Raw genomic sequence first — 15,694 nt, forward strand, 5'->3', positions numbered from 1 at the left:
GTCGGTGGCCAAGGTGCTCGACTGGTACGTCCGTCACTTCCCCAGCGACGCGTACTCCACCATCGGGGAGATCCAGCGGCAGACCCACACCACGTGGAACGCGCCGGCCGCGGACACGCTAAGCGCAGTGCGCTCAGCACTCTCGCTCGACGGCAAGCTGACCGAGCAGCAGCGGCAGACGTACTTCGCGCTGCTCGAACCGCATGAAGGCACCGACTGTCACCGTCCGCAATGGACCGCCGGCGAGTTCGCCCCTCGTGCAGGTGAACTCGCCGCCGCAGCACGGGACCTCAGGCGCGGTTGACAGCCGACAGGACCGCTTGGACCGACGCCCTCAGGACGGACGTGTCCCGGCCGACGCCCCAGCGCACCGCATCGCCGACGCGGCACTCGGCGTAGGCCACGGCGGTGCTGCCGGGGCCGGTCGTGGTGGCGTGTTCGGCGAAGTGGAGGATGTCCACTGCGACTCCGGCGGCGGCCAGGGCGTCCGTCAGGGCGGACAGCGGGCCGTTGCCGGTGCCCTCGTAGCGGTGTTCAGGACCGTCGTCGCGCCGCACGGCGCACGCGAAGTTGTGCGTGCCCGGGGCCGTCTCGCCGGTGGTCCATGAGGTCAGGGCCAGCCGGCCGTCGTGGTCGGGGGTGCCAGGCGCGACGTACGTGGCGTGGAACAGCTCCCACAGCTCCTTCGGCGCGACCTCCGCGCCACTCTCGTCCGTGGTGGTCTGCACCGTGCGCGAGAAGTCGGCGCGCAGGCGGGGCGGCAGGTCCAGGCCGTAGTGGGCATGGAGCAGATGGGCGATGCCGCCCTTGCCGGACTGGCTGTTGACGCGGATCACCGCCTCGTATGTACGCCCCACGTCACCGGGGTCGATGGGCAGGTACGGCACCGCCCACGGGGCCTGGTCGACCGGTGTGCACGACTCGGCCGCCTGCCGGGCGTGGTGGGCCATGCCCTTGCTGATGGCGTCCTGGTGAGTGCCGGAGAACGCGGTGTGGACCAGCTCGCCGCCGTACGGGTGGCGGGGGTGGACCGGCAGCCGGTTGCAATACTCCACCGTGTCGCGGACGGCGTCGATGTCGGAGAAGTCGACCATCGGGTCCACGCCCTGGGAGTAGAGGTTGAGCGCGAGGGTGACCAGATCGACGTTGCCCGTCCGTTCACCGTTGCCGAACAGGCAGCCCTCGACGCGCTGCGCCCCGGCCAGCACCGCGAGTTCTGCGCACGCCACCCCGGTGCCCCGGTCGTTGTGCGGGTGGACGGAGAGGATGACCGCGTCGCGCCGCGCCAGGTGGTGGTGGGCGTACTCGATCTGGTCCGCGTACACGTTGGGGGTGGCGATCTCCACCGTCGCCGGGAGGTTGTGGATCACCGGCCGGTCGGGGGAGGCGTCCCACAGTTCGGTGAGGCCGTCGCAGACCTTCAGCACGAAGTCCGGCTCTGTGAGGTTGAAGACCTCGGGCGAGAACTGGAAGCGGATGTGCTCGCTGGCCGGGCGGGCGTCGGCGAGACGCGCCATGTGCGTGGCGGCGTCCCGGATCAGTCCGTGGACCTCGGCGCGGTCGCGGCCGAGGACGACGTCGCGCCAGGTGGGGGCGGTGGCGGTGTACAGGTGCACCACGGAGCGCGGCAGGCCCTCGATGGCCGCGTACGTACGGTCGATCAGGTCGAGCCGGGCCGGGGTGAAGACCACCACGGTCACGTCGTCCGGGACGGCGCCGGACTCGGCGAGGTGGCGTACGAAGTCGAAGTCGGTCCGGCTCGCGGACGGGTAGCCGATCTCGATCTCCTTGAAGCCCATCGTCACCAGGAGGTCGAACATCCTGCGCTTGCGCGCGGTGTCCATCGGCTCGGCCAGCGCCTGGTTGCCGTCGCGCAGGTCCACCGGCACCCACAGGGGCGCGCGTTCGATCCGACGGGTGGGCCAGCGGCGGTCCGCGTCGGGCAGCGGGAGCGCGACCCGGTCGTGGGCGGGCCGGTAGCGGTGGTGCGGCATGGCGCTGGGGCGCTGCGGGTTCCACGCGGGGGCACCGGCGGGCACGGGCGCATGCGGAGTACGGAGGGTGGGGAAGGCGGAGGGAGGGGCGGTGGTGGAGGAGACGTCGGAGGCGGTGCTTGTCATCGGGCTGGTGCCCTTTCGCTCGTGGGAGGACCGACCGGCAACGCACGGCGCCCACGGCGGGGTGCCGGTCGTGTCAGGCCCCGCCGCGGCAGCCGAGAAGAAGGAGTCCGCGCAGCGTCATGCGGGGTACAGTAATCACAACCCAACTCCTCAGACAACCTGAGGAATCGAGAAGTCAAGAGGTGAGCACCGGATGCCACTCGGCGCCCTCCGCCGCAGCCCCCTGGTGGAACAGGCCACCGCGACACTGCGCAACGAGATCACCAGAGGCCACTGGCCGGTCGGCAGCAAGCTCCCCGGCGAGACCACCCTCGCCAAGACGCTCGGGGTCGGCCGCTCCACCGTGCGCGAGGCGCTCCAGGCCCTGGCCGGGGCGGGCCTGGTGCAGGCACGGCAGGGGGCCGGTGTCTTCGTCGTCGCCACCGAGCCCGACGAGGACTGGCCGACGAAGCTCCGCCGCGCCGCCGTCGCCGACGTCTACGAGGTGCGGATGCTGATCGAGGTGCAGGCCGCACGCCTCGCGGCCGACCGCCGAACCGACGTCGACATCGCCGCGCTCGACGCCGCCCTGGCCTACCGGCGCGCCAGGTCGACGAGCGACGACGCGGCCTTCGTCGACGCCGACATCGCGCTCCACGCCGCCGTCGTCACGGCCGCCCACAACCCCGTGCTCACCGACCTGTTCGCCGAGTTCGCCCCCGCGCTGCGGCAGGGCCTCATCGACCTGATCGAGCTGCTCGGCCTGCGGGCCGACGAACCAGACCACGGCGATGAGGCCCACGCCGAGCTCGTACGGGCCGTCCAGCGCGGCGACGCCGACGCGGCGGGAGGCGCACTACAGGCCGAACTCGAGCGGATACTGGCACATCTCCGCGGGGCCTGATGGGCGTGGCGGGAGCCGGCAACGGTGTATCTGGGACACCGTGGCAGCGGTGCGGGCCTGTCCCAACTGCGGCCACGGCGGGGTGCGGACGTGCGCTGGCCTGGGCGCGGATGCGCGCAGGGCACTCCGCCGCCTTGGAGGTCTACTTCGACAAAGCCGACGGGTGGGAGGACTACCAGCATCGGCTCTTCACCGAACTCGCCACGGCGGTCAACGAGAAACGCGCCTGGGGCGTGCGCTCCCGGCTTCCGCAAGCCACAGCGTTAACCCGGCGCGGCGCCAGTGCATCCGAGCAACGCATCCTGTCCGCGGCACGCACCTTCCTGCACGAGCAGGACCACGTCGGAGGCACGGCACCGGGCCGGATGGAGCTGAAGACGAGAAGGCGTCCCACCGCGCGGGCCGCTCAGGCGGAACCGGAGCCCGGGAAGACATCGGTCGCCGCTCCGAAGGGTCAGAGGAAGCCGAAGCGGCGCCAGCCGCAGGAGAGGCCGAACGCTGGCCGGATGGAACGGCGGGCACGCCGCGCCGCGCTAGCAGAGGTCAGGGGGGAGGCGTCCAGGGGCGGCGGCTGCCGAGTCCGGCAGCTCGCCACCGGCGTCCGCGCGGCGACCGCATGCGGCCCCGCTTTTCCGCGGTACCAGCTGCTGGCGGTTGTCCGGTCTCGGTCGAGCCGGTCCCGTCTTCATACGCCCGGCCCAATGTTCCCATCCGGTGCGGTGCGAGACCCCCTGCCAGCCGCGACGGACGACTGGTACCAGTCGCACAGTCTCGCCAGCTCCTCCCGCGTGGCCGCGCTGATAGACAGTCGTTCCAGCTCGCAGGGGGAACCGTAGGGGCTGTCGACGCCGTCTGGCCACAGAGGGGTCTGCGGAACGCCGACTTCGAAGAAGAACCGCAGGTGATAGGGCATAGAGCACCCTACTCATGGCACCTGATGGCGGATCACTCGGCCTCACCCCACCCGCCGTGGCTTGGTGCCGATCTTGTGGTGAGTCGGCCGCTGGAAGGGCTGGCCGGTGGCGAGGATTCGCTCCCACGTCATGCCGGGTTGGCCCAGTGCTGGGTTCCTGGTCCCCAGCGGTCGGCCGGGGCAGCGGGGGACCTCCGCGGAAGGGAGAGTCCGGCAGTGATGGGGCCCCGCCGCACCCGGTGTAGTCCGGACCATCGGAAAGGCACCTCTCCCAACGGACGGCCGCGCCCGCGGTCTGGCCCGGCCGCGGCGAGCCGGCCACCGGCACCGATCTGCTGGCCGGTGCCCGGCGGGAGTACCGGAAGGCGGGCCGCCCGGTGCTGAAGAACGTCACCTCGTGAGGGACGTCTGGGCCGGCCCCGCGCGCGTCTGACCGGCTTCCGTGCTACTCGCGTGGCTTGAGCATCCGCTCCAGCGAGGCCCTCAGGCGCCGGGGCCGGGCGCTCCGTCGCGGATCGCCCGCGGCGAGGCCCCGAGTTCGCGGCGGCAGGCCTTGTTGAACGCCTGGAGGTCCGTGATCCCCACCGACGCCGCGATCGTGGCGATCGGCAGCGTCGTCTCGCGCAGCAGGTGCCTGGCTCGCTCCATGCGGCGGTGCCGGATGTGGGCCACGACCGTGTGCCCGGTCTCGGCCCGGAAGAGCCGGGTGAGGTGGTTGTGCGAGACACCCGCTCCGCGCGCCACGTCCGGCACGGTGAGCGGCTCGGCGAGACGCGACTCGACGTACGCGATCGCGGCGGCGACGGCGGGGTGCCCGCCGCCCGTGCCGGCGGGGACGGACAACTGCGCCACGCGCCACAGCGCTGACCACACCTCGGCCACCGCCTGCGCCGGGGCCCTGGGGACGGCCGCGATGGCCTGGAGCAGGAGGCTGGAGAGCAGGGCCGTCTGGGCCCCCGCGTTCTGCACCACCGGCACCGTACGGGCCGCCCCGTGGTCGGGTAGCCGCAGATGGGCGTACAGGTGCTCGGAGCGCCCGCGATAGCGGTAGCGCACCAGGACACCGGGCGGGACGAGGCTGACGTAACCGGGCCGCACGGTGTACCCAACGCCGTCGACCGTGAGCTCGGCGGTGTAGCGGTAGAGGTGCAGCTGCCACAGGTCGGGCAGGCGGAAGACGTCGCGGGGGCGCCGCGTGCCGTGGACGCCGACGCCGAGCCCCTCGATGTGCGGGGGCAAGTCGAGCCGGACCGGGACTCGCTGCGGCTGGGACTGGGGAGCTGCTCCCGTCATGCCCGTCATGCCCGTCATGGTGAAAAATTACCAGTAGTAGTGAGCAGGGCCCACGCGTCCCAGAGTGGCCGCGTTCTAGCGTCGTGGAGACGAACCACGAGAAACCACCGCTCCCGCTCTCCCGACCGGAGGAGAACATGGCCGCCCGACCCGCTCGCGAACAGCTCCTGACCTCGGCGCGCATGGCCCGGTTCGTGGCCCACGGCTTTCTGCGCCTCGACTCCGTCGTCCCCGACTCCCTCAACGACCAAGCGCTCGGTGTGCTCGCCGCGGGCGTGCCGGCCGTCCCGTACGGCACCCCGGTCGCCAAGGCCTTCCCCGAGGGCTCCTTCGCGCGCAGCCTGCTCGACCTCCCGGCCGTGGCCGGTGCGCTCTACAGCCTGGTCGGCCCGGACCCCACCATCGACCACCACGCCGTGCACGTCCGGCAGCCCCAGGAGGGCCAGGCCCAGCCGCTGCACGGTGACGCCATCATCGATGTCCGGCCGGACGCCTTCGACGTCCAGCTCATGTACTACCCGCGCGAGGTGACGCTGGAGGCCGGCGGGACCCTGATCGTGCCGGGCAGCCATCTGCGGCGCACCAACGAGAGCGACACCGGCCGGTACCAGAACCTGCTCGGGCAGCAGCGGATGGTGTGTCCGGCGGGCACGGTGCTGATCCTGCACCACGGCATCTGGCACGGCGGCCGGCGCAACGACAGCGGTGTCCCGCGCTACATGTTCAAGATCCGCTTCAATCCGACCGTCCCGCAGGTCCGCCTGTGGAACACCGACGACCTCGGCGACCCGGCGGTGGCCGAGGAGCTGCGGACCCGGTTCCCGTGGTACGAGCAGGCGACCGGTCGGCTGGAGTTGCACAACCGGATCAGGCTGTGGCGGGCGCTGACCGGGGACCCGTCCTTCGATCTGGACCACTGGGTGACCCGGGTGACCAACCGGCCCGGCAGGGCCACCGTCGACGCCTGAGCGCCGTCCCGCCCGCCGCCTTCGCCTCCGCCCCCTCCCCCGCCGTCGCCTCACACCAGGAGCTGTCCACCGTGACCACACAACCCACGACCGCCGAGCCCGCCATCACCAGCACCGTCCGGCAGCAGGTGCTCGTCCTCTACCTGAACAACTCCTCCGTCGACAGCGGCGTCATCGGCTGGGCGCGCTACGACGGCACAGGCGCCACCTCACCCACCGCCGGGGACGGGGACGAGCCGCCGTACGCCACCGGCGTGGCGGCACTGCTCGACGGCTGGCGGCTGTTCCAGGCGTCGCAGCTCATCCCGCCCTACCCGGGCCACGAGTACGACGTGTCCTTCCTCAAGCACGAGTTCCTGTTCGAGAAGCTCGTCGACACAGCCACGGCCGCCGGTCCCGCGTGACGGCCCCGCCCGGTCCGGCCCCGTCGTGACCGGCTCGGCACCGTCCGCCGCCCCGCGTCCAGGCGGGCGTCCCGCGGCGGAGATGCCGGGCCACGGGCCCGTCCGGCGCCGACCCGGATCCGGCGAGCCCCGGCCGCGTACCAGCCGAGCGCCACCGCTTGAGGGGGCCAGACTCCGGCCTGCGGTCGGCCAGAAGGCCAAGATGGAGAACGGGGGCGCGGGGCCGGGGACAAGAATCCGCATCCGCCGCCTGGGGACGGTGTGGAAAGGGGCGGAGGCATGCCACCGATGGAGAACGGGTGGAGCAGCGGCTCGGTGCGGCTCCCCGCGCTCACCGGGGACGGGCGCATTCCCTGGAGTGCTCTTCCGCCGGATGTGGTGGCCGCGATCGAGGGCGTGACCGGGGGCGCGGTGCGCGCGGCGGTGAGCCAGGAAGGGGGGTTCTCCGATGGGCTCGCGGCCCGGCTGGAACTGTCCGACAGGCGTCAGGTGTTCGTCAAGGCCGTCGACGCCGTAGCCGCGCCTGGGGTGGCGGCGATCCACCGGCGTGAGATCGAGGTGGCGGGCGCGCTGCCGCCCGAGGTGGCGGCACCCCGTCTGCTGGGATCGCTGGATCAGAACGGATGGGTGGTGCTGGTCCACCAGGACATCGCGGGCACGCTTCCGGCACAACCGTGGCGCGGGGACGAACTGGAGCGGGTACTCGACGCCGTCACAGGGCTGGCCGGGCGGCTCACCCCGCACCCCTGTGGGATGTCGCCCCGCGTGCACCGCGCCTGGGCGGCTGGGAGCGGCTGGCCAACGATCCGCGAGCGGTGGCCCGGCTCGCCGCCCTCGCGCCGAAGACCGCCGAGGCGCTGGATCAACACCTGCGGTGGGAGGAGCGGCTGGGCAAGACCACCGCCGGAAACACCCTGGTGCACGGGGATCTGTATCCGTTCAACATCCTGCTCACCGAGGACCGTGTGGTGTTCGTGGACTGGCCGCACGCATGGATCGGTCCCGCGCACGCGGACCTGGTCATGCTGCTCGGCAGCGTCGCGCTCAGCGGCATCGACCCCGAGCCCTACGCAGCCCGCCACCCGCTGCTGGCCATCATGTGCGCCCGGGGCGAGGCGGAGCCGACGCCAATCCGCCAGATGATGACCGGACTCGCCCTGGCGTCACTGCGCTGGCTGGCGCGGCGCCGCCGCCATGCGACGGGATAACACCGCATCCCGCCGGTGCTTGTCCTTGCGCTGCCCGGGCTCGACGCGGGTGGTGGACTCGGCGGAAGCCGGGCGGACCGGGAACGGGGGCGGAGCAGGTATGGCAGCGGCCCTGGCGAGCACCGGACGACCAGCCGTACGGCGCCTGGGAGAACGAGCACGAGCGCGGGTGGAGCGCCCAGCGTGGTGGCTGCCGGGGGCGGCCCCTACCCAAGAAGGCCGGGGCAGCATCGCTTCGCGTAATCGTCTTCTTCCGGGTGCTCCCGCAGCCGCGCCAGGGCCCAGGCAGTGCGCGCATCCTTACCGGGGCCGAAGGCGGCAGCCAGGCGGCGCGCCTGCCACGTCGTACGCGGAGCGAGCACCCAGCGCACCAGCGGGAAACGAATCCGTCCGGCACCGGCGGACACCTCTGCCGGGCCAAGCGGGAGGCGGACAGAACGGTCGTGGGTCGCAGTCGCCTGAGCACGCGCCAAGAGCTGGCGCATCTGCTCGTACGGCGGGCGGCGGCGGAGCTGGCCGAGCCGTTCACCTTCGTGGTCGGAACGAACGGTGTGCTTCGGCTGGCGCCGCGGCGAAGTGAGCACGTGGCTTGTGCCGGCGGAGACATGGTTCTGAGCGCCGGCGAGATCAGCTTCATGCGCGAGGCAGGCCGGTGGGCCGTGGGCGAGGTCAGCAACCACTCCACTGGGTACTGCCCGGACGTCAGATCCTGGTCCGCAGTCGCTCGTGCTCTGGACGGCATAGCGCTCGGCAGGCCCTCCGGCTTCACCCATGAGGTGTGTCTGCGTCTTCTGCGGCAACGATCTGCCTGAGGCGTGGAACGTGGATCCCGCTGCGTGACGGCTGTGGGCCACAGCCACTCGTTGAGGCCTCCCTCTGACCGAGAACGTGTTCCGCGCCGAGGAACGCGACTCCGTTACCCACCGTGTCAGCAACAACACCGAACCGGAGATTCGGATTCTCGTTCGCATTATGTTGGTGGGCTGACCACGGCGCGCCGCCGCGCTTGGGGTCCTTGGGCGCGTACTTGCCGTTGCGCTGCTTGGTGGTGTCGATGGTGACGTCGCCGGCGTACTCGGAGTGGCCTTGCCCGTGGCCTGGTGCTGCGCGTCTAGGAGGCGATCTGGGTGGCGTCCTTGACGCCCTCGCCGGCCCGCTATCACCTTCATGCGTGCCCGACGGCCTCCTGACGCTCCTCGCGGGCGGCCCGTGGCGGGCGGGGGCGCCGCGGCCGTCCGATCAGCACGGCCAGGTGCACCGCGAGCATCACCGCAGCGGTCACGGCGGCGCTGCGCCACAGCAGCGCGTCCATCCGGCCCGCCGAGAGGTACGCGCCCGCAGCCACCGCCACCAGGGCGCACACCGCACGGTCGATGATGCTCTCCACCGACAGCAGGGTGGCGCGCGGAGCGCCCGGCGGCACCGCGTCGTTCACCAGTTTGCGCTGGATCGGATACGCGAAGCCGGTGACCGCCGAGAACAGGCAGAGCAGCGCCACCGCCGCCATCGGCCCGCCGAGGGTGATACCGGCCAGGGACACCGCCATCGCCAGGCTCAAGACGGACACCATCGTCAGCGGTTGCAGCTTGCGGCCCAGCCACTGCGGCCGGGCCGCACCCACGGCCTCGGCCACCGTCACCGCCGCCAGCACACCGCCGTGCGAGGGCTCGGGGATGCCCTGGTCGATCAGGATCGGCTGGAACAGGTTCACCTGGCAGATCCGGGAGAGCGTGAAGACCGCCACACCCTGCACCATCACCAGGGCCAGCCACGGGGAGCCGCGCAGCTGGCGCAGCGCGCGCCCGGCCTCCCGCCACACCCCCGACCGGCGTCCGCCCGACTCCGCGCCCACCAGCCGGGGCAGGGCCATGACACAGGCCAGTGACGCCCCGGCGCTGACCGCGCTGAGGAGGTACGGGGTGGGCCGGGACAGCGCCATCAGGGGTCCCACCAGGGGCCAGCACATCACCTTCGCGGCCAGCCCGAGGGCCCGCGCGGTGCCCTCGGCGTGCAGATAGTGGTCGTCCGCGCCCTCCGCGTGCAGGGCGTCGTAGAGGTAGGCGCTGGCCGCCCCGGAGGTGAGGGAGCGGCCCGCGGCGATGGCGAGGAAGTGGACCAGGAAGCCGGTGTAGTCAGGGGAGAGGACCGGGGCCAGGTTCGCCGCGGTCATCACCACGGCGCCCGCGCGCAGACAGTTGCGGGCGCCGATCCGGTCGGCCACCAGGCCGGTCGGGATCTCGAACAGGCAGAACGCGATGTAGTAGAGGGACTGGATGCCGAAGATCTGCGCGTCCGAGAGCCCGGCCTGCCGCTGGTAGGCGTAGAAGACCGGCATCCACCACAGCAGGTTGAACAGCAGCTGGAAACCGTTGTTGAGGGCGATGACCCGGCGTGCCCCGGCGGTGAGCGGGGTCCGTCCCTCCGCCGGGGAGCGGCGCAGGAACGGCACACGGCCCTTCACAGCGCGTACGGGCGGAGCTGAACCAGCTTGAAACCGCCCTCTTCGGTCATCAGCCACTCGATGTCCAGCGGATCATCCGGATCGTCCGCGAAGTGCGACTGGAGCAGCCGCCCGGTGAGCGCGAGATCCGCCAGCCGCGCCCGGGCCGAGGACGGCAGGTCCTCACCGGACGAACCGAGGTCCACGGTGCGGCCCCCGCCCTCCACGGTGTTGTAGAGGTACTGCAACGGCAGCGCGGTGCCGTCGACGACGCTCTCGGGCGAACCGGGCGTGCAGTTGATGTAGATACTGCGGAAGTCCTCGCGCCGCGTGGGGTTGCAGGTGACCAGCACCCCGCCTAGCTCGGCCGGGGTGTACTCCTGCACGATGACGCCCATGTAGGTGTCGTCCAGGGAGATGCCCGCCTCGTGACGGAGCCGGACACTGCGCGGCGACACCAGCGAGGCCCACACCTGCCGGACGGCGTCAAGGAGTTCGTCCGTGCCGTGCACCGTGGTGATGGAGTCGTAGACCCCGGCGGCGGAAAAGCCGGGTAGGTCCTCGGCATTGGAGGAGGACCTGACCACCAGCCGCTTGCGGCACACCCGGTCCGCGAACGGGCCGGTGATCCACGCGGCCACATCCTCCGGCACCGGGGTGCCGCGCACCAGCTGCTGGAGGCTCAGGCACAGCGGGTCCAGCACATCAGTGGCTCCCAGCTCCAGCGCCATCTTCAGCTTGCCGATGCCCTGTTGCAGAGCGGGCGAGGAGATCAGGAAGCGGTGCTGGAGGGCGAACGGCAGCGCCACGCCGTCGGGCGCGGTGACGGTGGCCGCCGCGAACTCCGAGGCCGCATGGCGCAGCGCCTCGGGGTCGGCGGACGCGGTCAGCCGGGAGGCGAGATGGCCGTACAGATCCTTCCGGGGAGGCCGGGCGCGGCCGTAGAAGGCGGTGAGATCGGCGGTGCGGCTGTCCAGCACATGGTGGAGTTCACCGAGGTTGGCGGCCTTGGTGCCGTAGCGGTCGCGGTCCTCGCGGCGCAGCCGGCGCAGTTCCAGGACGGGGACGTCCTCCAGCAGCGGCGGCTCCAGCCGGATTCGCTGCTGGTGCCACGCGGGCTCGTCCAGCTCCGGGACCTCGTGCAGCCGGACCAGGCTCACCTCGTCGTCCTGGACCCGGTAGCACACCCACGCCCCGTCCAGTTCCTCCGACTCCACCAGCCGGGCCATGTCGCGCACGATGGCGTTCGGGATGCCCCAGCCGGAGGCCAGCACATTGGTGTGGGACAACGGGGTGATGGGGGCGGCGTTGATGAATCCGGCCACCCGTGGCACATCGTCGGGCAGACGGTCCATGGCCACGATGTCCGACCAGCCGAGGTCCGCGGCGTGCGCGCGGTACTCCTCAAGCGAGGCGAACCAGCGCAGTCGGCCGATGGCCTCCCCGGTGTTCAGCGGGGTGCGGGGGCGGCTGACGAACAGCTCGTGGCTGAGGATGCGCGGCAGCCGTACGTCGCTCACGGGGGCGAGTGCCGCTTCCTGGCCGTGGTTGGCGGGTTTCAGCAGCAACGGCAGCCGCCCGTCCACCCGCTCCCGAACGAAGTCGTAGAACTCCTGGACCAAGGGGCCGTCCATGGTGTCGGCCTCGGTGGTCTCCAGCACCAGGAACGGCCGGTCCCGGCCCTCAGTGTCCTCGTCGGCGTGCAGCGACAGCACACCGAGCAGGAAGCGGCGGCCGGGGTCGGTGTACACCGAGGCGTTGAAAGCGTCGAGTCCGGCGTCGAGTTCGTCCAGGTCCATCCCGAGGATGCGGGTGGCCACATAGTTGACGTGGAAGGGGTGGACGGCGGTGTCCAGCAGATGCCAGGTGTGCTCGGTGCGGTCGACCACCACCTTCAGATACGGGTGTCCGGCCAGCACTCCGGACAGCGACCGGAACAGCGGCAGCGACAGGTTCTCGCCGACCACGGTGGCATCGGTGCCGGGCGCGGTGGCCGGGCTCGGAAACGCGCTGATGCCGGTCATCACGGCCTCCCGGTGGCCGGGACGGGCGGCAGGGCGGTGGGCAGGGCGTCGTTGAGCCTTTCGAAGTCACGTATCACCGTGACCGGATCGTCGGCCACCAGCAGACACAGCGCTGCCATGGTGTTCGCGCCCGCCGCCGGGTCGTAGACCGGCACCGGGGTGCCGTCCGGCAGCGAGTGTTCGGCCACCTTCGTCAGCCGCGCCCCGGTGGAGATCAGTCCGGAGCGCTGGACGGCGTCGAAGTCCCACAGCCGCCGGTCCGGCCACGGCGCGCCGGAGCCGTCCACTGCCAGCACCACCAGCGAGCCGGCCGCGCCCTTGGCGTCCGCTGCGCCCAGCACCGAACCGGGCCCCGGATCAGGCCAGTCGACCTCGCGGCCGAGCAGCCGGTCGATGAGCATGCCGATGACATCCACCCCGAAGACCTCCTCGATCTGGGGGACGGTCATCGCGCCACCGAACCGGGCGGCGGTCTCGATGACCCACATCCGTCCATCGGCGCCCAGCTTGATCTCGGTGTGGGTGCCGCAGGTGCGCAGGCCGAGCGCGTCCACCGCGGCCGTCGCCAGCTCCACCACCTTGCGTTGGGCGTCCTCGGGGAGCAGGGCGGGGGTGATCCCGGCGCGCTCGGTGAACGGCTCGACGGTGGGCATCCGCCCGCTCAGGCACACCGGGTGATAGACGCCCTCGGCCACGACGCCCTCGACGCTGACGTAGTCGCCCCAGCCCGGCTCCTCGAACCAGTCCCCGGCCGTGCCCGTCACGATCTCCTCGACGAGGAAGTCGGCGTCCGCCCCGGCCACATGGAGCTCGGCGTAGCCCTGGCGGGCGGACTCCTCCATCACCTCACGGGCCCGGGCCCAGGCGGGCGCGATGTCCTCCGGGGCGCGCAGGATCTGATGGGCGGTGGACCCGGCGCTCCAGGCCGCCTTCATCAGCATCGGGTACGGGATCTCGGCCGCGGCTTCGTGCAGATCGCGCTCGGTGGCCACGGAGCGGAACCGTGGCTGGGACACCCCGTGCGCCTCCCAGGTGCGGCGCATCATCCGCTTGTCCCGGGCCAGCACGCAGTGCGGCCCGGCCCCGGCGAGACCCAGCCGCTCGCAGGCGTCGGCCACCGCCACCACGGCGTACTCGGACGGGGTGAACACCGCGTCGGCGCCGACGGCCTGTGCCTGAGCCGTGATGAGCGCGACGAGGTCCTGGGACGCGGTGTCCACGGAGGCGACCACCGAGGCGCACAGTCGGGTGACCACCTCGTGGGCGGAGGGCGGATGGGGACTGAGCACGAGCAGATGCACTTCGGCCTTCGCGGCGACCCGGGACAGCGCGTATTCCAGCGGCGGCCCGCCCTTGGCGTAGACAAACAGCACCTTACTCACAGATAACGACTCCTCGGTTCAGAGTTTCCCGACGGCTCAGCAAAAACCGGCGGGCTGGCACATCCGCCGCGATCCGGGCCCGTCAAGCGAACCAGTCGGGCATGACCCTTACCCCCCGAATCGGGGGTGGGCGCTCAGGCAAATGCCTGAGTGTCACGATGGGTTCACGGTGAGCAAGGCCGTCGGGCATGGGTTTCAGCCCTTCTCGGCCCCTTTTGCGTTCCGGCTGGTTACGCCGCATGTGAGCGCCGGGCCTGGGCAATCCTTAGCCATGCCTTCGGCGGTCCGTACCCGGAGGCCGGACCGGAAAGGCGACTGGTGTCCGATATGGGCCTGAGTACGCTGCTCGAGCGCATGCCCGTGTCATGGTGGGAAACCGATGAGGGACTGCGCATCGTCAACTGCGGCGGGGGCGCCTTCCACGACCCCGGCACCGCACAGCGGTTCGTCGACAGTCTCGGCGGCACGGTCGGCGCCGCGCGGGAAGGGACGGCCGCCGAGGGCCGGGAGTCGGGGATCGACCGCCGCCAGGTCCGGTTCGGCGGGCGGCTGTTCGACGTCACCTCCTATCCCGGCCGACTGGCCGGTGACGGCGGGGGCGGGGTCAGCGGGCTCGCGGTGGACATCAGCGCCCTGGAATTCGGACGCCACGGCTACGCCGCGTTCACCGACTTCGCCGACTTCGCGCCCGCCGCGGCGTTCATCCGCGACGCCCACGGCCGCTACCTGTGGGCCAACCACGCCTACGCCCATCTGTCCGGCACCACCCCCGACGCCGTGATCGGCAGCAGCGTCACCGATGTCGACGCCCCCGAGGACGTGGCTACCTTCCAGACCCTGGACCGGCAGGTGCTCAGCTCGGGCAAGCCGGTACGGCACACCATCGGCTACCACCGCCCCGACGGCTCACCCGGGCGCGCGGTCGGCCACCGCTTCCCGGTGGCCGAGGGTGGCCAAACCTGTGTGGCCGGGATCTACATCGACATCACCGACTACACCCTCGCCCTGAGCCAGCGGCGCGCCGCCGAGGAGGACCTCCAGGCGCTCAGCGAACACAGCGGTCTGCCGTGCGCCCTGCTCTCGCCGGGCGGCCGGATACGCCGCGTCAGCGCCTCGGCCGCGGAACTGCTCCGGGTCCATGTGCCCGATCTGCTCGGTCGCCCCGCCCACCGCTATCTGGCCCCCGCCGACGATCTGGCCGGACTGCGCCACGCCTGGCGGGATCTGGTGAACCGGCGCTGGCGCCGGTTCCAGACCTCCGCGGTCTTCCTCGACGCCCGGGGCGACGAGTGGCGGGCCCGGGTGCTGCTCACCGCCGTCAGCAGCGGTTCACGGCGGGCCCGCGGCGTCTGGGCGATACTGCCCCACCACACCCTGCCGCACCCGCCGCTGCCACCGCTCACCGCGGCGCAGTTGCGCATCCTCACCCTGCTGTCCGCCGGGCACGGCAACAACGAGATCGCCGCCTCGCTCCGGCTCTCCCGGCAGACCCTGGACTACCACCTCGGCCGGCTGCGGGAGTTGCTGGCGGCACCCACCCGGCTGGCGCTGGTCAGCCGGGCGTATGTACTGGGCATCCTCGATCCGCAGGCGTGGCCGCCGCGCTCGGCCGTCGGCTGCCGCCCGGCCGGTCCCTGCTGACGGGAAGCGGCCGGGAAGCTTCAGTCTGCCGCTCCTGGCTCGTGGCCACCGCAATGAACCAGGTACGCCGCAACTGGCGGGAGCGGCAGGACGCGCCCGTCGGCGGCTTGGGGATGCCCGGGCCCGAGCCCGACTTCGCCGATCTGACGCTCGTGCGGCTGGGGCTGGAAGGCCAGCGCAAGGAGGTCGCTGGGCCTATCAGGTACTTCGCGAAGGTTCACCCAGCGCGAGCGCGAGGCCTTCCTTGAGTTGGCCGAGCGACGTGGAACGACCGTCGAGGCTCTGCTTCAGCGTGGGTGCTTGGCCGACGACGCTCCGTAGAAAGAGTGGTAGCACGCGATGGAGGGTACCGATGTGCGTTCCCGGGTTGAACCTTCGCAACGCTGATCATCCCCACAGGCGACACCGGCTCTGACCT

The 15,694-nt window shown here is 71.7% G+C and carries 11 protein-coding genes and 1 pseudogene; 7 read left to right on the plus strand and 5 right to left on the minus strand.

Going from position 1 to position 15,694, the window contains the following annotated elements:
• Positions 1 to 4 precede the first annotated feature (4 nt).
• Positions 5 to 304 (plus strand): hypothetical protein, encoded by a 300-nt coding sequence (locus HYQ63_RS01445; RefSeq protein WP_179932114.1) that lies wholly within the window; start codon positions 5 to 7, stop codon positions 302 to 304.
• On the opposite strand, the gene leuA is transcribed toward HYQ63_RS01445, so the two are convergent.
• Entirely contained in the window at positions 291 to 2,120 is a 1,830-nt protein-coding gene (gene leuA / locus HYQ63_RS01450; RefSeq protein ID WP_179932115.1) for a 2-isopropylmalate synthase, read from the minus strand. The genes HYQ63_RS01445 and leuA overlap by 14 nt on opposite strands.
• Before the next feature lie 193 nt (positions 2,121 to 2,313).
• Between leuA and HYQ63_RS01455 the strand changes: the two genes are divergently transcribed.
• Positions 2,314 to 3,003 (plus strand): FadR/GntR family transcriptional regulator, encoded by a 690-nt coding sequence (locus tag HYQ63_RS01455; protein WP_179932116.1) that lies wholly within the window; start codon positions 2,314 to 2,316, stop codon positions 3,001 to 3,003.
• Positions 3,004 to 4,399: 1,396 nt separating this feature from the next.
• Here the strand turns inward: HYQ63_RS01455 and HYQ63_RS01460 are convergent.
• On the minus strand, positions 4,400 to 5,218 hold the full coding sequence (locus HYQ63_RS01460) for a helix-turn-helix domain-containing protein (protein WP_373689006.1): 819 nt from the start codon (positions 5,216 to 5,218) through the stop codon (positions 4,400 to 4,402).
• A gap of 128 nt (positions 5,219 to 5,346) precedes the next feature.
• Between HYQ63_RS01460 and HYQ63_RS01465 the strand changes: the two genes are divergently transcribed.
• The 4 genes and pseudogenes from HYQ63_RS01465 (at position 5,347) to HYQ63_RS44245 (ending at position 8,629) form a co-directional block, all read left to right on the plus strand.
• Positions 5,347 to 6,177, plus strand: a complete 831-nt coding sequence (locus HYQ63_RS01465) for a phytanoyl-CoA dioxygenase family protein (RefSeq protein WP_179932117.1) — start codon at positions 5,347 to 5,349, stop codon at positions 6,175 to 6,177.
• Positions 6,178 to 6,248: 71 nt separating this feature from the next.
• On the plus strand, positions 6,249 to 6,581 hold the full coding sequence (locus HYQ63_RS01470; RefSeq protein ID WP_179932118.1) for a hypothetical protein: 333 nt from the start codon (positions 6,249 to 6,251) through the stop codon (positions 6,579 to 6,581).
• A gap of 623 nt (positions 6,582 to 7,204) precedes the next feature.
• Positions 7,205 to 7,789: a phosphotransferase family protein gene (locus tag HYQ63_RS01475; RefSeq protein ID WP_373689007.1), complete on the plus strand. Its 585-nt coding sequence runs from the start codon at positions 7,205 to 7,207 to the stop codon at positions 7,787 to 7,789.
• 443 nt (positions 7,790 to 8,232) lie between these two features.
• A pseudogene (locus HYQ63_RS44245) lies at positions 8,233 to 8,629 on the plus strand (hypothetical protein).
• Between the two features lie 325 nt (positions 8,630 to 8,954).
• Here HYQ63_RS44245 and HYQ63_RS01480 read toward each other — a convergent pair.
• The 3 genes from HYQ63_RS01480 to HYQ63_RS01490 are packed head-to-tail and all read right to left on the minus strand — an operon-like array spanning position 8,955 to position 13,635.
• Positions 8,955 to 10,238 carry an MFS transporter gene (locus HYQ63_RS01480; RefSeq protein ID WP_257231522.1) on the minus strand — a complete coding sequence of 428 codons (1,284 nt, stop codon included), beginning with the start codon at positions 10,236 to 10,238 and terminating at the stop codon, positions 8,955 to 8,957.
• An 8-nt stretch (positions 10,239 to 10,246) separates the two neighbouring features.
• Positions 10,247 to 12,253: a PEP/pyruvate-binding domain-containing protein gene (locus tag HYQ63_RS01485; protein ID WP_179932121.1), complete on the minus strand. Its 2,007-nt coding sequence runs from the start codon at positions 12,251 to 12,253 to the stop codon at positions 10,247 to 10,249.
• Positions 12,253 to 13,635 carry an acetyl-CoA carboxylase biotin carboxylase subunit family protein gene (locus HYQ63_RS01490; protein ID WP_179932122.1) on the minus strand — a complete coding sequence of 461 codons (1,383 nt, stop codon included), beginning with the start codon at positions 13,633 to 13,635 and terminating at the stop codon, positions 12,253 to 12,255. The genes HYQ63_RS01485 and HYQ63_RS01490 overlap by 1 nt, the downstream gene beginning before the upstream one ends.
• A 354-nt stretch (positions 13,636 to 13,989) precedes the next feature.
• Here HYQ63_RS01490 and HYQ63_RS01495 point away from each other — a divergent pair, with 354 nt between their 5' ends.
• Positions 13,990 to 15,276: a PAS domain-containing protein gene (locus HYQ63_RS01495; protein WP_257231523.1), complete on the plus strand. Its 1,287-nt coding sequence runs from the start codon at positions 13,990 to 13,992 to the stop codon at positions 15,274 to 15,276.
• Positions 15,277 to 15,694: the final 418 nt, after the last annotated feature.

This window comes from Streptomyces sp. Rer75, assembly GCF_013414305.1.
In the GTDB taxonomy this organism is placed as follows: domain Bacteria; phylum Actinomycetota; class Actinomycetes; order Streptomycetales; family Streptomycetaceae; genus Streptomyces; species Streptomyces himastatinicus.